The 24341-nt window shown below is 64.5% G+C and carries 24 protein-coding genes; 12 read left to right on the top strand and 12 right to left on the bottom strand.

Annotated elements, in window-relative coordinates:
• The first annotated feature begins 159 nt into the window (after window positions 1-159).
• The 3 genes from ABIC03_RS31060 to ABIC03_RS31050 all read left to right on the top strand — a co-directional run bounded on the left by ABIC03_RS31060 (window position 160) and on the right by ABIC03_RS31050 (window position 3215).
• Window positions 160-1134 (top strand): tripartite tricarboxylate transporter substrate binding protein, encoded by a 975-nt coding sequence (locus ABIC03_RS31060; RefSeq protein WP_354063755.1) that lies wholly within the window; start codon window positions 160-162, stop codon window positions 1132-1134.
• 82 nt (window positions 1135-1216) lie between these two features.
• Window positions 1217-1702, top strand: coding sequence for a tripartite tricarboxylate transporter TctB family protein (locus ABIC03_RS31055; RefSeq protein WP_354063753.1), 486 nt, complete (start codon window positions 1217-1219; stop codon window positions 1700-1702).
• Window positions 1703-1706: 4 nt separating this feature from the next.
• Window positions 1707-3215, top strand: coding sequence for a tripartite tricarboxylate transporter permease (locus ABIC03_RS31050; protein ID WP_354063751.1), 1509 nt, complete (start codon window positions 1707-1709; stop codon window positions 3213-3215).
• Window positions 3216-3232: 17 nt separating this feature from the next.
• Here ABIC03_RS31050 and ABIC03_RS31045 read toward each other — a convergent pair whose 3' ends face one another.
• A complete protein-coding gene (locus tag ABIC03_RS31045) occupies window positions 3233-4930 on the bottom strand; it encodes an EAL domain-containing protein (protein ID WP_354063749.1) in 1698 nt (565 codons plus the stop codon).
• 221 nt (window positions 4931-5151) lie between these two features.
• Between ABIC03_RS31045 and ABIC03_RS31040 the strand changes: the two genes are divergently transcribed.
• Window positions 5152-5412, top strand: coding sequence for a hypothetical protein (locus ABIC03_RS31040; RefSeq protein ID WP_354063747.1), 261 nt, complete (start codon window positions 5152-5154; stop codon window positions 5410-5412).
• A 1-nt stretch (window position 5413) separates the two neighbouring features.
• On the opposite strand, the gene ABIC03_RS31035 is transcribed toward ABIC03_RS31040, so the two are convergent.
• From ABIC03_RS31035 to mtgA, 3 genes are all read right to left on the bottom strand, one after another.
• Window positions 5414-6046, bottom strand: coding sequence for a hypothetical protein (locus ABIC03_RS31035; RefSeq protein ID WP_354063745.1), 633 nt, complete (start codon window positions 6044-6046; stop codon window positions 5414-5416).
• 143 nt (window positions 6047-6189) lie between these two features.
• Complete coding sequence (gene rpmF / locus ABIC03_RS31030) at window positions 6190-6372, bottom strand: 50S ribosomal protein L32 (protein ID WP_007598106.1); 183 nt, start codon at window positions 6370-6372, stop codon at window positions 6190-6192.
• Window positions 6373-6541: 169 nt separating this feature from the next.
• A complete protein-coding gene (gene mtgA, locus ABIC03_RS31025; RefSeq protein WP_354063743.1) occupies window positions 6542-7216 on the bottom strand; it encodes a monofunctional biosynthetic peptidoglycan transglycosylase in 675 nt (224 codons plus the stop codon).
• Between the two features lie 160 nt (window positions 7217-7376).
• Between mtgA and ABIC03_RS31020 the strand changes: the two genes are divergently transcribed.
• Entirely contained in the window at window positions 7377-8300 is a 924-nt protein-coding gene (locus ABIC03_RS31020; protein ID WP_027514555.1) for a polyprenyl synthetase family protein, read from the top strand.
• Window positions 8301-8307: 7 nt separating this feature from the next.
• Entirely contained in the window at window positions 8308-8997 is a 690-nt protein-coding gene (locus ABIC03_RS31015) for a DUF1345 domain-containing protein (protein WP_275168585.1), read from the top strand.
• A 15-nt stretch (window positions 8998-9012) separates the two neighbouring features.
• Here the strand turns inward: ABIC03_RS31015 and ABIC03_RS31010 are convergent, their stop codons facing one another.
• The gene (locus ABIC03_RS31010; protein WP_354063740.1) at window positions 9013-10851 is read right to left on the bottom strand and encodes a caspase family protein; all 1839 of its coding nucleotides are present in this window, start codon (window positions 10849-10851) and stop codon (window positions 9013-9015) included.
• 183 nt (window positions 10852-11034) lie between these two features.
• On the bottom strand, window positions 11035-11463 hold the full coding sequence (locus tag ABIC03_RS31005; protein ID WP_354063738.1) for a GFA family protein: 429 nt from the start codon (window positions 11461-11463) through the stop codon (window positions 11035-11037).
• 94 nt (window positions 11464-11557) lie between these two features.
• On the opposite strand from ABIC03_RS31005, the gene ABIC03_RS31000 reads away from it, so the two are divergent.
• The 3 genes from ABIC03_RS31000 (at window position 11558) to ABIC03_RS30990 (ending at window position 14647) form a co-directional block, all read left to right on the top strand.
• Window positions 11558-11932, top strand: a complete 375-nt coding sequence (locus tag ABIC03_RS31000) for a nuclear transport factor 2 family protein (protein ID WP_007598116.1) — start codon at window positions 11558-11560, stop codon at window positions 11930-11932.
• A 189-nt stretch (window positions 11933-12121) separates the two neighbouring features.
• Complete coding sequence (bla, locus tag ABIC03_RS30995; protein ID WP_354063735.1) at window positions 12122-12991, top strand: class A beta-lactamase; 870 nt, start codon at window positions 12122-12124, stop codon at window positions 12989-12991.
• 48 nt (window positions 12992-13039) lie between these two features.
• Window positions 13040-14647, top strand: coding sequence for a Na+/H+ antiporter (locus tag ABIC03_RS30990; RefSeq protein WP_354063733.1), 1608 nt, complete (start codon window positions 13040-13042; stop codon window positions 14645-14647).
• A gap of 26 nt (window positions 14648-14673) precedes the next feature.
• Here the strand turns inward: ABIC03_RS30990 and ABIC03_RS30985 are convergent, their stop codons facing one another.
• From ABIC03_RS30985 to ABIC03_RS30960, 6 genes are all read right to left on the bottom strand, one after another.
• Window positions 14674-15495, bottom strand: coding sequence for an N-acetylmuramoyl-L-alanine amidase (locus tag ABIC03_RS30985; protein ID WP_354063731.1), 822 nt, complete (start codon window positions 15493-15495; stop codon window positions 14674-14676).
• A 3-nt stretch (window positions 15496-15498) separates the two neighbouring features.
• A complete protein-coding gene (locus ABIC03_RS30980) occupies window positions 15499-16836 on the bottom strand; it encodes a Rieske 2Fe-2S domain-containing protein (RefSeq protein WP_354063729.1) in 1338 nt (445 codons plus the stop codon).
• Window positions 16837-16922: 86 nt separating this feature from the next.
• Window positions 16923-17819: a TauD/TfdA dioxygenase family protein gene (locus tag ABIC03_RS30975; RefSeq protein WP_354063727.1), complete on the bottom strand. Its 897-nt coding sequence runs from the start codon at window positions 17817-17819 to the stop codon at window positions 16923-16925.
• A 241-nt stretch (window positions 17820-18060) separates the two neighbouring features.
• Window positions 18061-19344 carry a flavodoxin-dependent (E)-4-hydroxy-3-methylbut-2-enyl-diphosphate synthase gene (gene ispG, locus ABIC03_RS30970; protein WP_354063725.1) on the bottom strand — a complete coding sequence of 428 codons (1284 nt, stop codon included), beginning with the start codon at window positions 19342-19344 and terminating at the stop codon, window positions 18061-18063.
• A 12-nt stretch (window positions 19345-19356) separates the two neighbouring features.
• Complete coding sequence (locus ABIC03_RS30965; RefSeq protein ID WP_354063723.1) at window positions 19357-20310, bottom strand: DMT family transporter; 954 nt, start codon at window positions 20308-20310, stop codon at window positions 19357-19359.
• A gap of 36 nt (window positions 20311-20346) precedes the next feature.
• Window positions 20347-20841, bottom strand: a complete 495-nt coding sequence (locus tag ABIC03_RS30960) for a Fur family transcriptional regulator (protein WP_007598132.1) — start codon at window positions 20839-20841, stop codon at window positions 20347-20349.
• Window positions 20842-20998: 157 nt separating this feature from the next.
• On the opposite strand from ABIC03_RS30960, the gene ABIC03_RS30955 reads away from it, so the two are divergent.
• From ABIC03_RS30955 to ABIC03_RS30945, 3 genes are read left to right on the top strand one after another with little or no spacing between them, the layout of a single operon-like run.
• Window positions 20999-21481 carry a MarR family winged helix-turn-helix transcriptional regulator gene (locus tag ABIC03_RS30955; protein ID WP_007598134.1) on the top strand — a complete coding sequence of 161 codons (483 nt, stop codon included), beginning with the start codon at window positions 20999-21001 and terminating at the stop codon, window positions 21479-21481.
• Window positions 21474-22649 (top strand): HlyD family secretion protein, encoded by a 1176-nt coding sequence (locus ABIC03_RS30950; RefSeq protein WP_354063720.1) that lies wholly within the window; start codon window positions 21474-21476, stop codon window positions 22647-22649. The genes ABIC03_RS30955 and ABIC03_RS30950 overlap by 8 nt, the downstream gene beginning before the upstream one ends.
• A gap of 16 nt (window positions 22650-22665) precedes the next feature.
• Window positions 22666-24222 (top strand): MDR family MFS transporter, encoded by a 1557-nt coding sequence (locus tag ABIC03_RS30945; protein ID WP_354063718.1) that lies wholly within the window; start codon window positions 22666-22668, stop codon window positions 24220-24222.
• Window positions 24223-24341: the final 119 nt, after the last annotated feature.

The following is a 24341-nucleotide window of genomic DNA, read 5'->3' as shown; positions in this document are numbered from 1 at the left end:
ACGCCTCCAAACGACCAATTGTCGCACGTGCGCTTTTCGGCGGGATCACCGTATCGCGCCCTCGCAATGCGCTTTTCATCTCCCATGATTTCGGGGACAATCCCGTCATAACAATGAGAAACGGCGGCCCGAACGTGGCCACTGCTTGGGAGGAGTTCGATGTCGCGATACGGGCTGAAGACAATCGCCTTTGCCACCATGCATGTCGTGGGCGCGTTGCTCGCGACTGCCGCCGGTGCGCAGGACTATCCCACCAAACCGGTCACGCTGATCGTGCCATGGCCGGCCGGCGGATCGACCGACATCTCGATGCGCGCGATCGCCGACAGCGCCTCCAAGGTCCTGGGGCAGCCGATCGTGATCGACAACAAGGCCGGCGGCGGCGGCACGGTTGGACCTGCCACCATGGCCGCGGCCGCGAAGCCGGACGGCTACACCATTTCACAGCTTCCGATCACCGTCTTCCGCCTGCCCCTGATGCAGGAGGTGTCGTGGGATCCGGCGAAGGATTTCACCTATATCGTTCATCTCACCGGCTATACGTTCGGCGTAACCACCAGCGCGGAGTCGCAGTTCAAGTCCTGGAAGGACGTGGTCGAGTTCGCAAAGGCAAATCCAGGCAAGGTGACCTACGCGACGCCGGGCACCGGCACCTCGCTTCATATCGGCATGGAGCAGATCGCCGCGATGTCCGGCATCAAGCTCACACAGGTGCCGTTCAAGGGCGGGGCGGAGACCAACGCCGCGGTACTCGGCCAGCACACCATGCTGCAGGCCGACTCCACCGGTTGGCGGCCCTTGGTCGATGCCGGCAAGCTGAAGCTTCTCATGGTGTGGACCGGCGCGCGATCGCCGAACTATCCTGACGTGCCGACGCTGAAGGAACTCGGCTATCCCATGGTCTACGATTCCCCGTTCGGCATTGGAGGGCCCAAGGGCATGGATCCCAAGATCGTCGCCAAGCTGCACGACGCCTTCAAAAAGGCGGTCGAGGACCCCGCGGTAATCGCCACGCTCGCCAAATACGACATGGTGCCGAGCTACAAGAATACCGAGGACTACAAGAAGTTCGTCCTCGAGGTCACGGAGTCAGAGCGCAAGGTGATCGACACGCTCGGGCTTGCGAAGAAGTAGGATTGAGCCACTTCCGTGTCCCGGATCTGCAGGGCGCCGCTTCGCGCTGCGTAGCATCCGGAGCACGGCCGAGAGGGTATCGATGAACGACCAAACCTCCGTCAAACTCCGCCTCAACAACTCCGAACTCTGGGGCGGCTTGATCGGGCTCGCGCTCGGCGGATTCGTAATCTGGCAGGGCGTGAAGCTCAAGCTCGGCACCATCAATGACCCCGGCTCCGGCTACGTGCTGTTCTACACGGGCATCCTGATGTGCGTGTTCGCGGTCAGCATTATCATCTCGGCTATTGCGGAGGGCGGCCCGACGCTGGCCTCGCGCTGGGACAATGTGAGCTGGAGCAAGCCGCTTCTCGTCATCGTCTGCCTCACCGCGTTCTCCTTTGCTCTCGAGCCGCTGGGATTCCTGCTGTCGTCGATCCCGCTCATGCTGCTTTTGTTGCGCTTGATCGATCCCGTGCGCTGGACGCTGGCGATCCCAATCGCCGCGCTGGTGCCGCTCGGCATGTGGTGGGTGCTCAAGCGGCTGCTGCTGATCCAGCTACCCTCGGGCCTGTTCGGGATCGGTTGATCGCATGGATACGCTTGTCAACGTCGCGCATGGGTTCGGCGTCGCGCTGCTGCCGGTCAACCTGCTCTACTGCTTCATCGGCGTCTTCATCGGTACGTTGGTCGGCGTGCTGCCAGGCATCGGGCCGATCTCGGCGATGTCGCTGTTGCTTCCGGTGACACTGTCGGGAACGCCGGAATCCGGCATCATCATGATGGCGGGGATCTATTACGGGTCGATGTATGGCGGCTCGACGACCTCAATCCTGGTCAACATCCCCGGCGAAGCTGCTTCGGTCGTCACGTGCATCGACGGACACCAGATGGCGAAGCAGGGCCGTGCCGGCCCTGCGCTGGGCATCTCAGCCTTCGGCTCGTTCATCGCCGGCACATTTTCACTCGTTGCACTGATGCTGGTGGCGCCTCGGCTCGCCAACATCGCCATCGCGTTCGGCCCTGCCGAATATTTCAGCCTGATGGTGCTCGGCCTCATCGTACTCACCTTCCTCACCCAGGGATCGATGCCGAAGGCGCTCCTGATGGCATGTATCGGCGTCGTGCTCGGACTGATCGGCCTCGACAGCATTACGGCGCAGCCGCGGCTGACCTTCGGCCGCATGGAGCTGATCGACGGCATCGGACTCGTGCCCGTGGTGATGGGCCTGTTCGGCGTCGCGGAGGTGCTGCTCAATACCGAGCAGGCGATCAAGCGCGACATCATCAACGCCAAGATCACGCAGCTGTTGCCCAACAAGGCCGATTGGCAAGCGAGCGCCGGCCCGGTAGCGCGTGGCACGTTACTCGGTTTCCTGCTCGGCATTCTCCCGGGCGGCGGCGCCGTGGTAGCCTCATTCGCGTCCTATGCGCTGGAGAAGCGGCTGTCGAAAACGCCGGAGCGCTTCGGCCATGGCGCAATCGAAGGCGTAGCGGGTCCCGAATCCGCCAACAACGCGGCGGCCGGCGGCGCGTTCATTCCGCTGATGACCCTGGGCATTCCCCCGAACGTGGTGATGGCGCTGCTGCTCGGCGCCTTCGTCATCCACGGCCTGCAACCGGGGCCGCTGCTGATCACGCAAAACCCCGGCCTGTTCTGGGGCATCGTCGCCAGCATGTATATCGGCAACGTCATGCTGCTGATCCTCAATTTGCCGCTGATCGGCATGTGGGTGCAGCTACTCAAGCTGCCCTACAACATCCTGTTTCCATTGATCATCCTGTTCACGATCCTTGGCGTCTACTGCTCGAGCAACAACGTGTTCGACGTCTATGTGATGATCGCATTCGGCATCATCGGTTATTTCATGCGCAAGCTCGGCTTCGAGCCCGCGCCGCTGGTGCTGGCGTTCGTGCTGGGGCCGATGATGGAGAACAATCTGCGCAAGTCGCTGATCCTCTCGCAGGGCGACCTCTGGACTTTCGTGCAGCGGCCGATCTCGGCAGCGTGTCTTACGCTCGCGCTGGTGCTGCTGATGGCGCCGCTATTACCCGCGTTGCGCAAGAAGCGCGAACTCGTGGCGCTGGATGAGGGGGCGTGAGGGCTTGGTAGGGTGTCTCAGCCTGCTGCGGGCAACGCGCTGTCCGGCGGCGGCGCGCCCCACGGCCGCTCGGATGAGGCGAGCCCGATCAGGCGGCCCTGGATGTAGTCGCAACCCCAGTCGCGCAGCATGTTGGCAGCTCCTTCGTCCTGCACCCATTCGGCCACCGTCTTGATGTCGAGGCGGCGGGCGAGGTCGATCAAGGTTTGCACAAAGGCGCGGTCGTCGGCGGAACGAGTGATGTTCTGCACGAAGGCACCGTCGATCTTCACGATGTCGACGCCCAGCTTGCGCAGATTGCGGAACGAAGTGTAGCCGGCGCCGAAATCGTCGATGGCGATGCGACTGCCGAAGTTCTTCAGCCGGGTGACGAAGCCACGCACGTCGTCGATGTCCTGGATCGCGACGGTTTCGGTGATCTCGACGATCAGCCGCTCGGCGACGCCGGGATGGGCGCGCATGAGCGATTCGATTCCCGCCCACCAATCCGGATCCATGGTGGTGTCCGGCGAGATATTGAGGCTGAGGCAGATGCCGGGCGCGGCCGCGAGCTCGGCGACCACGAGCTCGAGCACGCGGTGATCGACCAGGCGGATCAGGCCGAGCCGTTCCGCGACCGGCACGATGTCGGGCGCGAGCAGCACCTGGCCGTCGCCCTGGTCCATCCGCACCAGGCATTCGTGAAAGGCGCATTCGCGCGAAAGGGCGGCAACCACCGGCTCGTAGGCGAGCTTGATACGGCGCTCATTCAGTGCGGTGACAATCTCGTCGGTGACGCGGATGTTGACGCGGCGCTGGGCGTCGCGCGCGGCATCCGGGCGCCAGGCTGCGAACGAGCCGACGCGGCGTTGTTTCGCGGTGTCCAGCGTCTCGTGGGCGCGATTGACGGCTTCATCGGTGTTGCGGGCATAGCGCGGCACGCTGACCGCGCCGATCGAGGCGGTGACCGACACCGGGCCGGATTTGGTCGGCACCACCTCGTCGCGGATGCCGGCGAGGAAGCGCTCGGCAGCGACGTTCATGTCGTCGACGGTGCAGTTCTTCAGGATCAGGCCGAACTTGTTGCCGGAGAAGCGGCCAAGCACGTCGCCGCCGCGCAAGCGCGCGCGAATGCGCGTGGCGACGTCGAGGATCACAGCGTCGGCAACGTCGAAGCCGAAGGCTTCATTGACACGCGCGAGATGATCGATGCCGACCAGCATGAAGGCCGCGGTCGAGCGGAAACGGGTCGTCTCCTCGATGGCTTCGGCCAGCGCGGCGATCAGATGCGAGCGATTGAGCTCGCCGGTCAGCGGATCGAGCCGGGCGAGCTTGGTCAGTTCCTCGTCCCGGGCATGGCGTTCATTGTTGATGCGGACGGAGCCGATCGCACGCACCGGCCGGCCGTCGGGGCCAGCGAACCAGCGGCCGGTCTCCTCGATCCAAACTACGGGATCCGCGGCGCTCATGCGCACGCCGTACTCGACCCGGTAGGGCGTGCCGTCGGCGCCATGCACGGCTGAGGTCTGGGCCAGCGCGGCGCTCCGCAGCGATTGCGCGGGCTCGATCAGCCTGGCGAATTCGGCGCCGGTGGCCAGCCGTTCGGCGGGAATTCCGGGAAAGATGGCGCCGACCTGCTCACCCCAGACAATGGCATCGCTGGCGATTTCCCAGGCGAACACGGCCTGGCCGAGGGCGGCCAGGATGTCGGAGGCTTGCGGCAATGCGGGGGTCAAAATCGCCTCGTTTCGGGACAGCGGGGAGTCCTGAGTCGGCACAGGATAAAGCCAGATTCGCCATTGACCCTAGGCAAAGTTGATAAACAATTTGGAAACCACGTTTCCTCACTCGCAGGAACCAAACCGGCCCGCCCGGCATAGGCCTTGCGAGTACATGACACGCACCGGCGCCAGCGTCTCGAAACGCGACAATCTTGGCCGGGTCAACGGTGATTGCGATGTTGAGTACCGATCAAGCAGACGTGGCGGACAACGGCACAGGCTCGGCTGTGGTGCCGCTGATGCCGGTTTTGCAGCGGGTCCACAAGGCACCGCTGCCGCGCCCCGATCCCAGCTTCGTCGCCCAGCTCATCGCCAATGCCGAGCACCTGCCCCAGGCGAGCCGGCTCCGCCGCGTGTCTTCCGAGGATGCACAGGTCGCCTATGGCAGCAAGCACCCGCTTCCAAGCGTCACCGCGCGCACGCGGCAGGTGGCTTGAATCAGCGCGGCGCGTCGGGAGACGGCTGGGTGCCGTTGCCCGGCTGCAAATGCGGCGAGGGGATTTCCGGCGAGGGCGTGCTCTGGACCGGCTTCGGCGCGGGATGATCCATCAGCACGGATTCGGCGACCGACTGCGCGGAAGGTGCGGATGCGGGCGGCGCAACGACTGGCTCGAACTTGGGCTCGACCACCGCTTCATCGACTGGCACTTCCGCTTGGCGCTTGGCCTTACGCGGCGCTGGTGCCGTTTCGGCGACATAAGCCACGCGGCGGCGCGTGCGCTGGGCGATGCCGCCGAGGAAATCCGCCATCGCGAGCAGCACCAGAAGGAAATAGGTGGAGTTGCCGAATTTGGGCCACATCACGAATTCGGCCGCAGCCGCGCCGAACACGATCAGCGACAGCAAATGATCCATCAGGAATTTCGAGCCGGGCCGCGCGCCCTTGACCACCTCGAGCAGCAGCAGCACGACGCCTAGCGCGAGCATCACGTCGGAGAGCGTGACCGGCCAGGCCTCGCCCGTGATCATCGGCACCTTGAACAGCACGTCCGTAAAGGACACGCTCGGCATCAGGAAGGCGATGATGTTGTAGACCGCGAGCGGGATCAGGAGCAGCGGGAAACCGACCATCGGCGAAATGCCTTCTCGATCAAGATATCCAGACAGGACAATGCGGCGGCGAAGCATTAGCTCCGCCGCCGTCACTGTCATATCTCATGGGTTGGCCGAAATCAGGCAGGCGAAATCATCCTGCCTGGGGAAAGGTCCCGAATTCAGGACTCTTTCTTCTTCAGGACCTGACGGCCCTTGTACATGCCGGTCTTGAGGTCGAGATGATGCGGACGACGGAGCTCGCCGGAGTCCTTGTCTTCCACATAGGTCGGCTTCTTGATGGCGTCAGCCGAGCGGCGCATGCCGCGGCGCGACGGCGAGGTTTTTCTTCTCGGAACGGCCATTTCAGTATCCTCTAGGGATTGGTGTCATCAGGGCATCGTCCGCGAGGGGACGGCTCAGCACCCGCAAACCGAGGCGAGCTGAATGCCGGTCAAGGCCGGGCTTATAGAGGAAGGCTTGCCTTAAATCTAGGGCTCTGGGCCGGAAAATGCGCCCGAAAAGGGCCCGAAATCAGCGATTCTCCCGCCAGCAGGTCGAAAGCGAGCTGGCCTGCGCTCTCGCCACATAGGTCCCGGCCAGCCGCCGGACGCCCGGTCCCGGCGTCCTGGCGCTGCGTTTGACCGGATTCGGCAGGATCGAGGCCAGAAGCGCCGCCTCTCGGGGGGAGAGGTTCGCCGCCGACTTGCCGAAGGCATAGGCGCTGGCCGCCTCGGCCCCAAACTGGCCCTGCGGTCCCAGTTCGGCGATGTTGAGGTAAATCTCCAGGATTCGTGCCTTGGGCAGGACGAGATCGATCCACAGCGCCAGCGGGAATTCCAGCGCCTTGCGGACGAAGTCCCGCCCCTGCCAGAGGAACAGGTTTTTCGCCACTTGCTGGGTGATGGTGGAAGCGCCCCGGAACGGGGTGCCGTCCTCCTTGGCATCGTCGATCGCCTCACGCAACGCGCCCCAGTCGATGCCGTGATGCTTGCAGAAATGAGCGTCCTCGGCCGCCACCACCGAGCGTGGCAGCGAGGGCGACATCGCCGCCAGATCGATCCATTCCCGCTGCATCGGCGCACCCCGAAGCGAGCGCCAGACCATCAGCGTCGAAACGGGATGGCCGGCACGGTAGAACGGCGCGATGACGTAGGGCGCGAGAACCGCGACCGCGAGCACCAGGAGAAGGGTTTTGACGACGCGCAAATCAACCTTTCCGGCGCAGAACGAAACGCGGCCACGGGCCCGGCATTAAGTCTGTGATAATTCGGGCGTTTTCCAGCACTTTTTAGGCCTTCCAAACGATTGACTGAGGCGGGCGCATAAAGGATTGTCCCGCCGAATTTTAGTTCTGGAGCCCTTCTTGATGACCGGCACGTCCCCGTCCGATTTCGCCAAACGTCTGGACAAGACCGCTGATGACACCGAGGCCCTGCTCGGGCGCCTGCTGTCGGACGACATCCTGCCCGATGAGATCGCCCGGCCCAAGCGACTGATGGACGCAATGCGCTATTCGAGCCTCAACGGCGGCAAGCGCCTGCGGCCGTTCCTGGTGGTCGAGAGCGCGGCCGTGTTCGGCGTGCCGCGCGAAGCCGCGCTGCTCGCGGGTGCGGCGCTCGAATGCATCCACTGCTATTCGCTGATCCACGACGATCTGCCCGCGATGGACAATTCGGACCTGCGCCGCGGCCGCCCGACCCTGCACAAGAAGACCGACGACGCGACCGCGATCCTCGCGGGCGACGGCCTGTTGACGCTCGCCTTCGACATCATTACCCGCGACGAGATCCATCGCGACGCCAATGTGAGGCTTTTGCTGACGCGCGCGCTCGCGCGCTGCGCCGGCATCGGCGGCATGGTCGGCGGCCAGATCCTCGATCTCGCCGGCGAAGGCCGCTTTGGCGGCAACGAACCGATCGACGTCGCCCGTATTCAGCAGATGAAGACCGGTGCGTTGCTGCGCTACGGCTGCATCGCCGGCGCGATCCTCGGCCAAGCCTCGCAAAAGGAATATCAGGCGCTCGACGATTACGGCCGCGCGCTCGGCGAAGCCTTCCAGATCGCCGACGACCTGCTCGACGTCGAAGGCGACGCCGCCGCGCTCGGCAAGCCTGCCGGCGCCGATGCGGCGCTCGGCAAGACCACCTTCGTCACCCAGCTCGGAATTGAAGGCGCCAAGCAGCGCGTCCGCGACCTGCTCGCGCGAGCCGACAGCGCCGTGTCGATCTTCGGCGAACGGGCCGCCGTGCTGCAAGCGGCTGCGCGGTTCGTCGCCGAACGCAAGAACTAGCCGTGCGATGACGGGCGGCAGCAAGGAAGACCCGGCCCTCGCCCGCTTTCGCAAGATGTCGCGGCCGATGCGGCTGATTTATGCGCGGCCGCGGACGTTCATCTCCCTTGGTGTCGGTATCCTCGTCTGCCTGCTTTTGCCGGGCTCACCCCGGCTGACGACGCGGCTTGTGCTCGGCTGGGATGCGCTGATCGCGGTCTATCTCGTGCTGGTCTATGCGATGATGCTGTGCAACGACCACCAGCACATCCGCCGCGCCGCTGCGATGCAGGACGACGGCCGCTTCGTGATCCTGCTGGTGACGGCGACCGGCGCGTTCGCCAGCATCGCCGCTATTGTGGCCGAACTCGGCGCCCACCGCGGCGCCGCGGAGCTGACCATCGCGATCACCACCATCGCGCTGTCCTGGGCCGCGGTGCATACAACTTTCGCGCTGCATTACGCGCATGATTATTATCGTCACCCAACGCCGGGTGGCCTTGAGTTTCCCAGTGGCGACAAGGAAGACCACGCCGATTATTGGGACTTCGTCTACTTCTCGTTCGTGATCGGCATGACTGCGCAGGTCTCCGACGTCGGCATATCCGACAAGACCATCCGCCGCACCGCCACCGCGCACGGCATCATCTCATTCATCTACAACACGGCCTTGCTGGCGCTGACGGTCAACATTGCGGCGAGCGCGATCTCGGCCTGAACTCACTCCGCAATCCTAGTTACAGACCTCGGCATTGGCATCGTTGCCGGGGCCTCCGCCGCCGCGATATTCGAGATGACAGCCGCGGTTGACCGCACGACAGCCGCTGTTATTGCAGAACAGCTGTCCGCCACTCGAGCGGCGGCTAGTGCCAGCGGCAGCAGCGATGCCCGCAGCGCCACCAAAGCCGCCCGCCGCTCCGGCAGCCTCACCGCCGGCTTGACGACGCTGCCGTGCGGGACGCTCGTCGCCATCATCACGCTTTGCGGTCGCAGGCTTGGCGGTCGCAGGCTTGGCTGACTTGGCGGCACGCTGCTTCTCGCATTCGTTGTCGTCGTTGATCGCAAAGCCATCACGGCAGACGATCTTGGTGCACTTGTCGCCGTCGGCCTTGAAGCCGTGCTCGCAAACCAGCGGACAGACGCGCGACTGTTTCGACTTGACCGTGTCGAGCGCATCGGTGCTCGCCACCTTCACGTCGAGCTTGGTGCCGGCGTAACGGTTGAACTGCGACAACGAGCGCTGCGCGGACGTGGTCCAGTTGCCGTCGGCGGCGCCGGAGAAGCAGCCGACGCGGCCGAGCTCGGTCTGCACCGAGCGGCTGAGATCGGCCGGAGCGGTGGCCGGCGTCAGCGACGCGACGTTGGTGCCGGCGGGGCTCGCCGTGCTGGCGGGCGCTGCACTCGGGGCTGCGGCGGCGAGATTGACGCGCTGCTGCTCGGCGGCGGCCGCCTGCTGCTGCGCCTGCTCCTTGGCCTTTTGCGCCGCAAGCTGTACCTGCTCTGCGGCCTTCGCATCGGCGGCTGCCTTGGCCTGCGTATCTTTCTGCGCGCCAAGTGCGGCAAGACGATCGCGCTCGGCCTCGGCCTGTTTGGCCTTCTCGGTGGCCGCCGCATGGGCCTGCTCAGCGCCGATTTTTTCGAGCTGAAGTTTGGCGAGGCTCGCATAGAAGCCGTCGGAATGCTGGGCCAGGAACGCCTGCCATGCCGGCCTGTTGCCGACCTGGAGCGCGAGCTCGTAATCGCGGCGGATGTCGGCCTGAGGATTCGCCGTGGCCGCGGCAGCTGCGGCGGTCACCTTCACCGGCACCAGCGGCACGTCTTCGCCGCCGAGCGAGCCATAGACGAACGGCTCCTGCTTGTTACCCGTCGACTTGAGCACGTCGTCGCGCACGAAGCCGAAGGCGCGGCGGACGTCGAGGCCGGGCGTCGTCAGATGCTTCGACAGCGCCACGGTAAAGGGGCTGTTGGCACCATCGCCATCCTGCGCGGTGAAGCCGGCCTTGGCCGAATAGGCGATCAGCGTGTTGGAGCTGGTCGGCTCGACCTGGGCGAGACCGCGGCCGATACCGCGCGAGGCAACCGTGCGCTTCATGGTCTTGCCGAACGGATTGTCGCGGCAGGCATCCAGGATCACCAGGCGAAGCTGCTTGGCCGGTTCGACCGCGACCAGGACGCGGTCGAGGGAGAGCGCCTCGTCAAAAACGTCGGTGTCACGCTCCAGCTTGGCGTCGACAGGGATCAGATAGTTCGAGCCTTCGACCTCGATGCCGTGGCCGGCATAGTAGACCACGGCGATATCGGCATCGCGGGTCCCGTCGGCGAATTCGCGCAGCACACGCCGGGTTTCCTGCGCCGTCAGGTCGTGCCGGGAATCGACGATGTCGAACCCGGCCTCCTTCAGCGTCCTGGCCATCACCGAACCGTCATTGACGGGATTCGTAAGCGACGGCGCGTGCTGGTAGGCAGAGTTGGCGATCACCAGCGCGACGCGCTTCCCGGCGAAAGCGGGCCCGGCGCCGAATAGCAGCGCGACCGCAAGGAGAAGGGGGCAAAGTCTGAGCAATTTGCGCATGACACGACTTCCGGGTTCAGGGCATTTCAAGCCCCTTTGAGACGGCTTTATTAGCAGGATCCGCCGCGGGCGCTTGTGACGGAGGTCACGAAGCTGGCGCCGGCGGCAGGCCGAAAGGCCCCTTTTGTTTGTCGCGCCAGTCCGGGCGCGGTTCGCCGAGAAACAGTCCCACAGCAGGTTCCCTCAGGCATCCCCGATGTGGCTCCGATATTGAGGCAGATGGTCCGTAATCTCGTGCCAGGGCGCTTTCGAGCCCACGAAAATGTGGGCGCTCGGTCGGATCGAGGGGGCATCGACCAGGGTTCCCATGGCGACATGGACCCATTTTCCGTCGCGCACCCGGGAATAAAGCAGCGAGCCACAGCGGGCGCAGTGGGCGTCATGGGTGGTGTCGTCACCGTAGATGGTGCGCTGGTCCTCGCCGCTGAGGATGCGGAGCTTGCTCTGCTCGATGCCGGCGAACGGCTTGAAGGCGGCGCCGGTGGTGCGGCGGCAGTTCGAGCAGTGGCAATTCATCGCATAGGAGAACGCGTCCGCCACCTCGTAGCGCACGGCGCGGCAGTAGCATTCGCCGATCAGGAAGGAAGCGTTCGTATTCTCTGATCCGGTCATCACAGTGTCCTTGCGCAAATGGCACGCCCTCCCATAGCGCATTTTGACGTGTACGACTAAGTTCACCCTGAGCCATCATTCAAAGGGATGACCCATGAGCCAGAACCGTTCGAGCGTCGAAGCCGTCGTGCAATCCTATTTCGACGGACTTTACGAGGGCGATGCCGAAAAACTCGGCGCCATCTTCCACCCCTCCGCCGATTTGCGCTGGGTCGAGAAGGGTGAACTGCAGGTGCTGACCGTGCCGGACTGGCTCGACCGCGTGCGCAAGCGTCCCTCCGGCAAGGCCGAAGGCAAGCCGCGCGAGGATTTCATCGTCACCATCGACCGTTCCGACGACAAGACCGCCTTCATCAAGGTCCGGTGCCAACTGCCGCCGCGTTTTTTCACCGACTATCTCGTGGCGATGAAGCTCGCCGATGGCTGGCAGATCGTGTCGAAGTCTTATCGGTACGACCTGCGGGAGTGAGGGGGGCCTAATCTTCCGCTGCCCGAAATCGGGCGCACTCGTCCCACATCCTCCGTCATTGCGAGCGAAGCGAAGCTCCAGAGTCTTTCCGCGGAGGCAGACTGGATTGCTTCGCTGCGCTCGCAATGACGATCCGGATGGAGTGCATGCCGCATCTCCGCCCCGCCCCCGTCTCGCTCAAGGTCCCCCATGCTTCTCGACCGCCGTTCGCTGCTCGCCTCGCTGTGCTGGATTGCTGCCTCCCCCGCGCGCGCCGCAGACGCGTTGCCTGAGCTCGAAACCTATGAGCGCGAGAGTGGCGGCCGGATCGGGGTCTATGCCGAGAACCTCGCGACTGGCGCAAGGCTCGCATGGCGCGCCGACGAACGGTTCGTCATGTGCTCGACATTCAAGGCTTCGCTGGCGGCTTGCGTACTGGCGCGGGTCGATCGTGGCGAGGATCAGCTTGGGGCCATGATTCCGTACGGGGAGGCCGACCTGCTGGAGTACGCACCGGTCGCCAAGCAGAACATTGCCGCCGGCGCAATGTCGATCACCGAGATGTGCAAGGCGATCGTCGAGCTCAGCGACAACACCTGCGCCAATTTGCTGCTGGCGCGGATCGGCGGTCCCGCCGCACTCACCGCGTTCTGGCGGTCGCTCGGCGACACCACCTCGCGGCTCGACCACAACGAGCCCGAGCTCAACCGCTCACCGCCCGGCGATCCCCGCGACACCACCACGCCGGCGGCGATGGCCGGCAATCTGCGCCGGCTGGTGACGGGCGAGGCGCTGTCGACCACCTCGCGCGCGCAGCTCACGGAGTGGCTGGTGGGTTGCAAGACCGGCGCGAACCGGCTGCGTGCCGGGCTCCCCGCGAGCTGGAAGATCGGCGACAAGACCGGCAACAACGGCAAGGACGCCTCCGGCGACATCGCAGTGGCCTGGCCCAAACCCGATACGAAGCCGGATGCGCCGATCCTGATCGCCGCCTACACCCAGGGCGGCACGCCGAGTGCGGCGCAGATCGAAACCGCGTTCGCACGCATCGGCCGCATGGTGGCCGAGCGGCTGGCGTAAGCCGCACACATTGACCTTGCGACCGCTTCCGGGTGAAGAGAGATCATCATGGAAGCGAAATTTCAGACCTTTCTCATCCTGCTCGCCGTGCTGGCAGGCACCGCGCTTGTCGCCCGCCGCTTCAACATGGCGCCTGCCATTCTGCTGATGCTCTCCGGCGTCGGCCTCGCCTTCGTGCCGGGCATGCCGCCGGTCGAGCTGCCGCCGGAACTGGTGCTGCTGATGGTGCTGCCGCCGCTGATCTACTCGGCGAGCGTCGCGATGAGCTGGCGCGAATTCAAAAAGAATCTTCGCCCGATCGTGCTGCTCGCGGTCGGCGCCGTGATCTTCACCGCGGCGTTGGTCGCAACCGCCACGCATTACTTCATCGGCCTGCCCTGGACCATCGGCTTCCTGCTCGGCGCCATTGTGGCGCCGCCCGACGTGGTGGCGCCACTCGCGATCGCACGCCGGCTGCATTTGCCGCGCAGGCTCATGGTCATCCTCGAAGGCGAAGGGCTCGCGAATGATGCCACCGCGCTGATCCTTTATCGATTCGCGCTCGCCGCAATCATGCTCGGGCATTTCTCGCTGCCTCTGGCAGGCGGCGAGTTCTTGCTCATCGTCGCCGGCGAGATCGCTTTCGGCATCGGGGTCGGCTGGCTCTCCCTGCGATTCCGCAAATGGTCGGGGGATCCGCAGGTCGAGCTGACACTTTCGCTGATCACGCCCTACGTGTCCTATTGGCTGCCCGAGCATCTCGGCGGCTCCGGCGTGATCGCAACCGTCGCCTGCGGCCTCTATGTGAGCTGGAACGGCCCGCTGCTGATCTCGGCATCGACGCGCCTGCAAGGCATCTTCTTCTGGGACCTCGTGATCTACCTGATCGAGGGCCTGCTGTTCCTGCTCACGGGATTCCAGATGCGCGCGCTCTACGAGAAGTCGAAGGCGTTTCCGCTCGACGACATCATGATCGCGACCGCCGTGGTGCTGGCGGTCGTCGTGATCGCGCGCTTCGCCTGGCTCTATCCCGCGACCTATCTGCCACGAATCCTCAGCAAGTCGCTGCGCGCGCGCGATCCGTCACCACCATGGCAATGGCCGTTCGTGCTTGCGTTCACCGGCGTGCGCGGCGCGGTGTCGCTGGCAGCAGCGCTGGCGCTGCCGTTCACGCTGCCCGGCGGCGAGGCCTTTCCGTTTCGCGACCTGATCCTGTTCGTCGCCTTCGGCGTCATCTTCATCACTCTGATCGGCGTCGGCCTCACGCTGCCTCCGGTGGTGCGTTGGCTCGGCGTCGCGGAAGCCGGTCGCAGCGAGCATGCCGCCGAGCACGAGTCCGAGATCGCGGCACGGCGCCAGGCCCTCGATGCCGCCCTGAAGTCGCTCGACGCGCTGACCGAGGAGAAGGACGTATCGGACGAGGTGATGCGACTCCTGCGCGCCCGCCACGAGATCCGGGTCAACCAGCTACCGGATTCGCTCGATCCCACCCACCACGACGTCTCCGCCGCCGGCACCGCGCTGACCCGCGACCTGATCGCCGCCGAGCGCAAATTCATCCACGAGCTGCTGCGCGACGGCCAGATCACCGACGAGACGCGCCGGCGGATCGAGCGCGATCTGGATCTCGAGGAGGCGAGTTTGGCGAACCGCGAGTATCGCGGAGGGCCGCTATAGATTCCCGTCATTGCTGGCGGCGCAAACTACCGCCTCTCGCAAAATTCCTTCATCGCCACCGCCACGGCGCGCGCAATGATCTCCTGCCGCTCCGGGGAGTTCATCGCCATCTCTTCGTCGCGGTTGATGATGGAGCCCGCTTCGAGCAGCACTGCGGCGCTGCGGGTTTGCGAGAGCACGACGAGCCCGTCATAGCGGTAGACGCCGACATCCTTATCGAGCAACTGGCGCCGGTAGCGACCCATCACCGGCAGGGCATATTGGCCGGCATAATGCAGGTCCTGATCCTTCAGCTGCCGGCCGATCATCCGGGCCAGCATCAGGCTCGTGGCGTAGTGCGGATTCCGCTGCGACACGAACAGAGAGTGACCCGAAAAGCGGTCGCTGAAATAGCTGTTCGCCCCGTCGAACTCCCAGGTCTCGATCAGCTTGTCCGGCACCGAATCGTGATGGATCGACAGGAAGAGATCGGCCCGGGCGTCATTCGCGGTACCGACGCGTTTGAGCAGGCTCGACCGCGCCTTGCCGTCCGTGACGAGCAGGCGGGCCGCGGCAAAGCCTTCGGCCTTGAGCCTCGCCGTGATCAGACTTGCGAGCCGGAAGTTGAAGCCGAACTCCGTGTCGTTGCGTGCGCTCAACGCGCCGTAGGAGTCCGGAGTGTGCCCGACATCCACGACGATCCGAAATTTCGGCATCTCACATTTGACCGGCGCGTGCGGCGGCTTGGGTTTCACGAGTTTCCGCGCGATAGCAGCATGACCCGTGCCTGCAGGCGCCAGCGACCATAGCAAGATCGACGCGACCAGCGTCGAGACGAGACTTGCGACGATGTTGCGCGGCTGCCCCAAGCGCTACTCCGCTGCCGCGATTCGCGGCCGGCCGACAAAGCCTGTAACGTCACCGAAACGCTCCAGCATTACCGCGGAAAGGTCCTTGGCCTTGCTGGTAACGCAGGCGCCCGAGCGCACGGCGTAGCGATCCTGATGCGCGGCCTGCGGCGGCGGCTCGCCCTGCTGAAGCCCTCGTGCCAGCTCCATCACGACTTTCCGGAAATGCATGATGCCGAGATCGGTCGGACCGAGATGCTCGCGGGTGCGGTCGGCAATCGGGCCCTGGCTGTCCTGCACGGCCGCATCCTGCTCGGAGACGCCCTTGATGCCGGTGTAGCTCCTGGTCTTCTGGAGCTTGCGGTCGATCAGATAGTCGTTGCCCTTGTGGCGCAGCGGCACGTAATCGTCGCCGACCTCCGCGATCACGCCGTTGCCGCGGTCAAAGGCGTCGCGCTCGGCTTGCGTCAGCGGCCGCTCTGGATTCCAGGCATAAGTGTAGATCCAGCATTTGGTATCGGTGACGGGCACGAATGTCTGGCCAAAGATGTTCTCACCCGGCATCGCGCTCGGGGCATAGGCGTGGAACGGCATCAGGAACTGTGCGATGCGCCAGTAGATGTTGTCGCCCCCGGTGAGCCGTCCACCGGCGATGGTGAGGCCCGCCGCGTGTGGCGCGATCTTGATCACAGGGCGCGGATCCTCCGCGATCCAGCGCATGTGATCGCTCGACATCCGCGCGATCGGATTCACGAAATGCTTCTTGATGTCCAGAATCTCGTCCTCCTCCTTGTCGAAGGAGAGATGGGCGAAGGTGAAATGCGCGGTATCGATCGAGCCTTCCAGCGCCTGCACCCAGTTGCAGTCCTGCCATTTCTTGCTGACATAGCGGTGCGAGGCCGGCAGCAGTGCCATTTCGAGATCGGGCAGCTCGGGCATCGCGTCAGCCGGGCCCATATAGGCCCAGATCATCTCGCCCCATTCGCGCGCCGGATAGGATTTGATCCGGATCAGGTCTTTGGCGTTGAGGTCGGGATAGGAGGTCGGCATGTCGACGCAGCGGCCGTCGGTGTCGAACTTCCAGCCGTGATAGACGCAGCGGATGCCGCATTCCTCATTGCGCCCGAGCCAGAGATTGGCGCCGCGATGCGGGCAGTATTGATCGATGAGTCCGACGACGCCGCGCGTATCGCGGAAGGCGAGCAGCTCCTCGCCGAGAACGATGATCTTCTTCGGCTCGCCGTTGGGCTCGGGGAGTTCTTCGGAAAGAAGCACGGGAATCCAGAACCGGCGCAACAATTCGCCCATGCCCGTTCCGGGGCCGGACTCGGTCAGGAATTTGTTGTCCTCGGCGCGGAGCATGGCGGATCCTCCCGACGGTCTTTGTTTTCGGCAAGATTGGCGCGGACGCGGGAGGACGTCAACGCGGAACGCGGTGCGCAGGCGGCTTAAACCGGCCGCTCCCCCTTCACCGTCACGCGCGTGCCGGAGCGCGTGTGCGGCCAGTAGTCCCACATCGCGCGGTGCTGGGTGCAGCGGTTGTCCCAGAACGCGATGGCATTCTCGGTCCAGCGGAAGCGGCACTGGAACAGCGGGTTCTCCGCGTGCTGGTAGAGATAGGCGAGCATCGCATCGCTCTCGTCGCGCGGGATGCCGTTGATGTGGCGGGTGAAGCCGCGGTTGACGTAGAGCGCCTTCCTGCCGGTGACCGGATGCGTGCGCACCACGGGATGCTCGGCACTCGGATAGGACGGACGGTCGGCGACGCCGTAATTGGCGTAGAGCCCGCGATAGATCGGCTCGCCGTCATGCAGCGCAGTCAGGCCGTCGAGATAGGCCTTCATGCGATCCGACAGCGCCTCGTAGGCCGCGTACATGTTGGCGAACAGCGTGTCGCCGCCGCGCGGCGGGCACTGCGTGATGTAGAGGATCGAACCCATCGGCGGCTCGAGATCGCAGGACACGTCGGAATGCCAACCCTCGCCGTTGGCGCGCGGCGAGTTCGCATCCGCATAGATCTTCATCAGCGCCGGGTCTTCATCCTCGTGCGGCGCGGCGGGATGAAAATGCAGTTCACCGAACTTGCGGCCGAAGGCGAGATGCTGTTGTGGCGTGATGTGCTGGTCGCGGAAGAAGATGACGAGGTTTTCGGCAAGCGCGCGGTGGACCTCGTCCATCTGCCGGTTGGACCGCGCATCGTCCGAGACGAGCTTGCCGATGTCGGCGCCGGAGATTTCCGCGCCGATGATCGGGGTGAGCTTTTCGACCGCGATGGTTTCATACGGCGCCCCGTCATCCGCCGTATGCCGATAGCGCGGGCCCTGTTTGCCGGCGAGTGAGCTCATGGCGTGTCTCCCGATCGCTCTTGATTGGGGGCATGGTAGCGCGCGGTTGGGGATGTGCAATCTGCATCGCAAACACTGCTCGTCGTCCCGGACAAGCGAAGCGCAGATCCGGGACCCATAACCACAGGAGCTGGTTTGCGAAAACCCGGAGTGACAGCTCGTTCTAACCACCAATCCTGTGGTTATGGGTCCCGGCCTCCGCCGGGACGACAGCTCAGTACGAGGCGCGAGCGAAGTAAGCCTACTCCGCCGCGGTCACCGGCACCTTGGCGCCCTGGCCGTAGCGCTGCTCGATGTACTCGATCACGAGCGCCTTGAAGTCGGCGGAGATGGTCGGGCCGCGCAGGGTGCGGAACTTCTTGCCGTCGACGAACACCGGGGCAGCCGGCGCCTCGCCCGTACCCGGCAGCGAGATGCCGATATTGGCGTGCTTGGATTCGCCGGGGCCGTTGACGATGCAGCCCATCACCGCGACGTTGAGCTCTTCCACGCCGGGATATTTCGTCTTCCACGTCGGCATCTCGTCGCGGATGAAACCCTGGATCGAGCTGGCCAGCTCCTGGAATGTGGTCGAAGTCGTGCGGCCACAGCCGGGGCACGCCGCAACCAGCGGCACGAAGGTGCGGAAGCCCATCGTCTGCAAGAGCTCCTGACCGACCTGCACCTCGCGGGTGCGGTCGCCGCCGGGCTCCGGCGTCAGCGAGATCCGGATGGTGTCGCCGATGCCCTGCTGCAACAGGATGCCAAGCGCGGCCGAGGACGCCACGATGCCCTTGGTGCCCATGCCGGCCTCGGTCAGGCCGAGATGGATCGCGTAGTCGGAACGGCTGGCGAGAACCTCGTAGACCGCGATCAGATCCTGCACCGCCGAGACCTTGGCCGACAGGATGATGCGGTTCTTGGGCATGCCGAGCTCTTCGGCGCGCGCCGCCGAGAGCAGCGCCGACTGCACCATGGCTTCGCGCATCACCGCGCGCGCATCGCGCGGATTGGCCGAGGCGGTGTTCTCATCCATCAGCCTGGTCAGCAGCTCCTGGTCGAGCGAACCCCAATTGGCGCCGATGCGCACCGGCTTGTTGTTCTTGTTGGCGATCTCGATGATGTCGCCGAACTGGGTGTCGCGCTTGTCCTTGAAGCCGACATTGCCGGGATTGATGCGATATTTGGCGAGCGCCTCGGCGCAGGCCGGATAGGCCGCGAGCAGCTTGTGGCCGATATAGTGAAAGTCGCCGATCAGCGGCGTGGTGATGCCGCGTTTGAGCAGGCCGTCGCGGATGTGCGGGACGGCGGCGGCGGCCTCCTCACGGTCCACCGTGATGCGGACCATTTCGGAGCCGGCGCGGGCGAGCGCTGCGACCTGGGCAATGGTGCCGTCGATATCGGCGGTGTCGGTGTTGGTCATCGACTGCACGACGATCGGCGCACCGCCGCCGACGGCGACGTCGCCGACCTTGACCTGGGTGGTCCTGTGCCGGGGCGCGGGGCCCGCAACGTCGGAATCGATGGTGTTTTCGAGCTTGTTCATGGCGTCCAAATATCAGGTTTTGGTGACGTTCAGCAATGTATCGCGCGGCGCCGCAGCGGATTGACTGGGACGGTTAACCAGAAAAAGCCCAGCAATGACAAGGACGGCGGCAGCCCCGAATGTCAGGTTCAGCGTGTCGTGCATGATGAAATAGCTACCCACCACGCCAAACAAAGGGGTGATGAAGGTAAAAGCCGACAATTTGCTGGCCGAATAGGTCTTCACCAGCGCGAACCAAAGCGTGAACGTGGTTCCCACGACCCAGATCGCCTGGAAGGCCATCAGGCCCAGCGACAGCGGCGACGGGGTGTGGGGGATGGTCTCCCCGAACAGCCAGGCGGCCAGCCCGAGGATCGGGATCGACGTCGCGACCTGGTAACCCAGCGCCTTCTCGGGCGCGGCGAAACGCAGCCGCGTGCCCTTGGCAACCAGCGTGGTCGCCGCCCACAGCGCGGCGCCGCCGACGATCATGAGATCGCCGAGCAGAACATGCGAATCGACATTGGGCTGCGGCACGCCGATCGCGAGTGCGACGCCTGCAAAGCTGATGGCGAGCCCCAGCCATTGCGTCCCGCCAAGTCGCTCGCCGAGCATCTGGTAGGAGCCGAGCGCGACGAAGAACGGCGCGGTGTAGAGGAACACGACCGCCCGCGACGCCGGCGTGAAGCGCAGGCCCTGGAAGATCAGCACGAACTCGATGCCGAACATCAGGCCGGCGATGACGCCCGGCTTCCAGGTGCCGTCGCGCTCGAAGAATTTAACCCCGCGCAAGCTGCCGATGATGAACAGCACCGGCAGCGCGCCCATCGAGCGGAACGTGGCCTGAAGCATCGGCGGAATGTCCGGCAGCACCAGCTTCACCGCGATCTGGTTGAACCCCCAGGTCAGGCACAGCATGAGCATCAGGGCAATGGCGCCGGCACTGAGGGGACGACCGGCGGACGGTATGGCTTGAGGTGAGGACATTTCTTCCTGAAAAACCGGCTTTGCGCCGTTGTTGCTCTATGCAGCTTTCTGACAATGCGCACAAACGCCCGTGATTTCCACCACGGACAATTTGGGAGCGAAGCCTGAGCTGCGCGCGGCGGCGTTGAGGTCCTTGGCGAAGGAAGCCGACGGAATCTCACCGACCAAGCCACAGCGCTCGCAGATCAGGAACGTCACCGCCGAGGTCGCATCGTGGTCGTGAGCGGCGCAGGCGAGATACGCGTTGCGGCTTTCGATGCGGTGCACAAGGCCGTTGGCCATCAGAAAATCGAGAGCACGATACACCGTAATCGGCGCCGGCCGCGGCATCGATTTCGCCAGCTCGTCGATCACCTCATAGGCGCCGAGCGGGCGGTGGCTCGAGAGCAGCGCCCCCAATACATGGCGGCGTATCGGCGTGAATTTCTGCGCGCGCTCTCCGCAGACGGCCTCGGCATGCGCCAGCGCATCCGCGGTGCAGCGGCCGTGATCGTGGTCGGGCGCAGGAAATGCAGGTTTTGCGAGCGTCATGCGACCGGCGTTCTAGCATTTCGAAAGGGGAACCCAAAGCAGGACCGGCTATGCGGCGATCAGCCATGCTCTTGCTGCGGGACAGTATCCCGCAAACCCGCCATGAAATAATCATAAGCTTGCTTATTATATTCCAAGCTTATTGGAGACCAAGCTCATGAGCCCAGGCCCCGTGGACCAGAATTTCCTGTTTACGCTCGCCGAGCTCTATCGCCTGCTCCGGGTCTATGCCGACAAGGAAGCCTCGCGCTTCGGCATCACCCGCGCACAATGGGCGGTGCTCGCCAAGGTCGAGCGCAGCGAAGGCATGAAGCAGTCGGAACTCGCCGAGCTTCTCGAAGTGCAGCCGATCACGCTGACGCGCCTGATCGACAAACTCTGTGACAGCGACTGGATCGAGCGACGCAACGATCCTTCGGATCGCCGCGTCAAGCGGCTGTACCTGAAGAAGGCCGGGCGGCAGTTGCTCGGGCGGATGAGCGGGCTGAAGTCCGAGCTCACGGCGAACGCGCTCGACGGCATCACTCCGGCGGACGCCCATCGCCTCCTCACCCAACTCGAAACAATCAAGGAAAACGTGCGGTCCGCGATCCAGACCAGCGGAGCGGAACAAGCACGTAAGGAGCAGCGCTATGGCTGATCAGGTTCTCAAGTTCCAGCCCGAGCAGAAAATCGACGGCGGCAAGCCCACCAAGAAAGCCGGCACCAATCCGCGCCGCCGCCTGTTGGCGGGCCTGCGCCGCTATCGCCGCGTGCTGCTCCTGGTCGTGCTGCCGGTCGTCGTCGCGGTCGCCGGCTTCACTTTCTATCTCAATGGCGGCCGCTATGTCGGCACCGACGATGCTTATGTGGGCGCGCAAAAGGTGCTGGTGACGCCCGATATCTCCGGCAAAATCCAGAAGGTCGTCGTCAAGGAAGGCCAGATCGTCAAGCACGGCGACGAGCTGTTCGAGATCGACCCCGCTCCGTTTCGTCATGCGTTGGAAGAAGCCAAAGCGCAACTCGCCCAAGCCCGCATCACCTATGACAATCTCGTTGCCAACATCAAGATCTACGGCGACATGCTCAATCTCGCCCAGCAGGGCATGGACCTGAAACAGCGCGACGTCGAGCGCAAGCAGTCGCTGGTGAAGAACAATTACGGCTCGCAGCTCGATCTCGACAACGCCTCGAACGCACTGGTGACCGCCGGCGCGCAGGCGCAATACATCAAGCAGCAACTCTCCAATGCCAGGACGCAATTGCTCGGCAATCCCGAGTTGCCGCTGGAGCAATTCCCCGCCTACGCGCAGGCGAAAGCCAAGCTGGACGATGCCCAGCGCAACCTCGACCACACCGTGCTCCGCGCGCCGATGGATGGCGTGGCAACACAGGTGGAGCAGATCCAGCTCGGCCGCTACGTCGCCGCCGGCACGCCGGTGTTCTCCATCATCGACGTCGCCCATCCCTGGGTCGACGCCAATCCGAAGGAGAGCGACCTCACCTACGTCACCGAAGGACAGGCGGTCACGCTCGAGGTCGACGCGTTCCCGAACCATATCTTCAAGGGCAAGATCGGCTCGCTCTCGCCCGGCACCGGCGCGCAATTCGCGATCCTGCCGCCGCAGAACGCCAGCGGCAATTTCGTCAAGGTGGTGCAGCGCGTGCCGATCCGCATCTATTTCGATGAGACCGACAAATACGTGCGCAAGCTGAAGGCCGGCATGAGCGTCTACGCCACCATCGACACCGGCCACAAGCGCTCGCTCGCCAGCCTGCTCGGCCTGTCGGCGACCGCGAGCCAGGACAAAGATCCGGACAAAGACTGAGACAAGGACTGATCCGATGTCCGGCCCCAATGCCCATTTGATGGTTCCCGGCCTGCGCCGGAACATGGTGACGATCTGCGCCATGACGGCAACCATCATGCAGGCGCTGGACACCACCATCGCCAACGTCGCCCTGCCCTACATGCAGGGCACGCTGTCGGCTTCACAGGACCAGATCAACTGGGTGCTGACCTCCTACATCGTCGCCGCCGCGATCATGACGGCCCCGGTAGGCTGGATCGCCAACCGCTTCGGCCGCAAGCGCATCTTCATCATCTGCTCGGCCGGCTTCACCATGGCGTCGGTGCTGTGCGGGCTTGCGCAGGACATCAACCAGATGGTGCTGTTCCGCCTGCTGCAGGGCGTGTTCGGCGCGGCCCTGGTGCCGTTGTCGCAATCGGTGATGCTCGACTATTACACGCTGCAGGAACGCGCCAAGGCGATGTCGATCTGGGGCATGGGGGTGATGATGGGGCCGATCATGGGTCCATCGCTCGGCGCCTGGCTGACCGAGACCTATTCCTGGCACTGGGTGTTCTTCGTCAATTTGCCGTTCGGCGCCATCACCGTGATCGGGCTGATCATCTTCATGGACGAGACCCGGAAGGATCTCAGCCTCAAGTTCGACTGGTTCGGCTTCGCTGCGCTGGCGGTCGCGATCGGCTCGCTTCAGCTCGCGCTCGACCGCGGCGAGCAATTGGGCTGGCTCGAATCGGGTGAGATCCTTGCGGAGTTCATCGTCTCGGCCGTCGCCTTCTACTTCTTCATCGCGCATTCCTTCACGACCTCGACGCCGTTCATCCGCTTCGCGCTCTTCAGGGATCGCAACTTCGTCACCGGCTGCATGTTCATGGTCGTGATGGGGCTCGTGCTGTTCTCGACCATGGCGCTGGCCTCGCCCTATATGCAGAACGTGATCGGCTATCCCATCATCACCGCAGGCCTGCTGCTGGCGAGCCGCGGCTTCGGCACCTTCTTCGCCATGATGCTGGTCGGCCGCATGATGCGTTACATCGAGGCGCGCACGCTGATCATCACAGGCCTGACGCTGACCGCGGCCTCGCTGTTCCAGATGACCGGCTGGACCGATTTGACCCAGGTGCCGGAGATCGTGACCGTCAGCGTCATCCAGGGCTTCGGCTTCGGCCTGGTCTTCGTGCCGCTATCGACGGTGGCGTTTCTGACCTTGTCGAATGAGCTGCGCACCGACGGCACCGCGATGCTGACCTTGATGCGCAACGTCGCGAGCTCGGTGGGCATTTCGGTCGTCATCGCCCAGCTGACACAGGGCACGCGGCGGACCTACGCGATCCTGTCCGAGCACATCAATCCGTTCAACCATGCACTCCAGATGCCCAGCGTCAGCGGCATGATCAATCTCTCCACCGACGCCGGCCGTGCCATGGCCGATCGCATGGTCAGCGTGCAGGCGCAGATCATCGCCTTCGCGCACGACTACGAGCTGGTGATGTTCTTCATCCTCTGCACCATCCCGCTCGCCCTGCTGATCGGCTCGACCAAGGCCACCCTGCGCAAGCAGGCGGCCGGGCCGGAACATGCGGTGATGGAGTAACGCCGTGGGGGGGGGGGGGGGGCGGGGGGGGGCCGGGGGGGGGGGGGGGGGCCCCCCCCCACACACACCCCCACCCCCCAGAAACACCCCGCCAACCAAAACGAGAGCAGGTTTTTACA

The organism is Bradyrhizobium sp. RT6a, assembly GCF_040547675.1.
GTDB lineage: Bacteria > Pseudomonadota > Alphaproteobacteria > Rhizobiales > Xanthobacteraceae > Bradyrhizobium.
The sequence above is the reverse complement of the archived record's forward strand: the minus strand, read 5'-3'. Positions and strand labels throughout refer to the sequence as shown.

What these genes read in the sequence shown, in the direction of transcription:
- ispG (WP_354063725.1), bottom strand. Translation starts at nt 19,344, where the DNA reads ATGAACAAGCTCGAAAACACCATCGATTCCGACGTTGCGGGCCCCGCG.
- ABIC03_RS31040 (WP_354063747.1), top strand. Translation starts at nt 5,152, where the DNA reads ATGTTGAGTACCGATCAAGCAGACGTGGCGGACAACGGCACAGGCTCG.
- ABIC03_RS31005 (WP_354063738.1), bottom strand. Translation starts at nt 11,463, where the DNA reads ATGACCGGATCAGAGAATACGAACGCTTCCTTCCTGATCGGCGAATGC.
- rpmF (WP_007598106.1), bottom strand. Translation starts at nt 6,372, where the DNA reads ATGGCCGTTCCGAGAAGAAAAACCTCGCCGTCGCGCCGCGGCATGCGC.
- ABIC03_RS31055 (WP_354063753.1), top strand. Translation starts at nt 1,217, where the DNA reads ATGAACGACCAAACCTCCGTCAAACTCCGCCTCAACAACTCCGAACTC.
- ABIC03_RS31000 (WP_007598116.1), top strand. Translation starts at nt 11,558, where the DNA reads ATGAGCCAGAACCGTTCGAGCGTCGAAGCCGTCGTGCAATCCTATTTC.
- ABIC03_RS30955 (WP_007598134.1), top strand. Translation starts at nt 20,999, where the DNA reads ATGAGCCCAGGCCCCGTGGACCAGAATTTCCTGTTTACGCTCGCCGAG.
- bla (WP_354063735.1), top strand. Translation starts at nt 12,122, where the DNA reads ATGCTTCTCGACCGCCGTTCGCTGCTCGCCTCGCTGTGCTGGATTGCT.
- ABIC03_RS30950 (WP_354063720.1), top strand. Translation starts at nt 21,474, where the DNA reads ATGGCTGATCAGGTTCTCAAGTTCCAGCCCGAGCAGAAAATCGACGGC.
- ABIC03_RS30965 (WP_354063723.1), bottom strand. Translation starts at nt 20,310, where the DNA reads ATGTCCTCACCTCAAGCCATACCGTCCGCCGGTCGTCCCCTCAGTGCC.
- ABIC03_RS31010 (WP_354063740.1), bottom strand. Translation starts at nt 10,851, where the DNA reads ATGCGCAAATTGCTCAGACTTTGCCCCCTTCTCCTTGCGGTCGCGCTG.
- ABIC03_RS31035 (WP_354063745.1), bottom strand. Translation starts at nt 6,046, where the DNA reads ATGGTCGGTTTCCCGCTGCTCCTGATCCCGCTCGCGGTCTACAACATC.
- ABIC03_RS31020 (WP_027514555.1), top strand. Translation starts at nt 7,377, where the DNA reads ATGACCGGCACGTCCCCGTCCGATTTCGCCAAACGTCTGGACAAGACC.
- ABIC03_RS31060 (WP_354063755.1), top strand. Translation starts at nt 160, where the DNA reads ATGTCGCGATACGGGCTGAAGACAATCGCCTTTGCCACCATGCATGTC.
- ABIC03_RS30960 (WP_007598132.1), bottom strand. Translation starts at nt 20,841, where the DNA reads ATGACGCTCGCAAAACCTGCATTTCCTGCGCCCGACCACGATCACGGC.
- ABIC03_RS30980 (WP_354063729.1), bottom strand. Translation starts at nt 16,836, where the DNA reads ATGCTCCGCGCCGAGGACAACAAATTCCTGACCGAGTCCGGCCCCGGA.
- ABIC03_RS30975 (WP_354063727.1), bottom strand. Translation starts at nt 17,819, where the DNA reads ATGAGCTCACTCGCCGGCAAACAGGGCCCGCGCTATCGGCATACGGCG.
- ABIC03_RS30990 (WP_354063733.1), top strand. Translation starts at nt 13,040, where the DNA reads ATGGAAGCGAAATTTCAGACCTTTCTCATCCTGCTCGCCGTGCTGGCA.
- ABIC03_RS31050 (WP_354063751.1), top strand. Translation starts at nt 1,707, where the DNA reads ATGGATACGCTTGTCAACGTCGCGCATGGGTTCGGCGTCGCGCTGCTG.
- ABIC03_RS31015 (WP_275168585.1), top strand. Translation starts at nt 8,308, where the DNA reads ATGACGGGCGGCAGCAAGGAAGACCCGGCCCTCGCCCGCTTTCGCAAG.
- ABIC03_RS30945 (WP_354063718.1), top strand. Translation starts at nt 22,666, where the DNA reads ATGTCCGGCCCCAATGCCCATTTGATGGTTCCCGGCCTGCGCCGGAAC.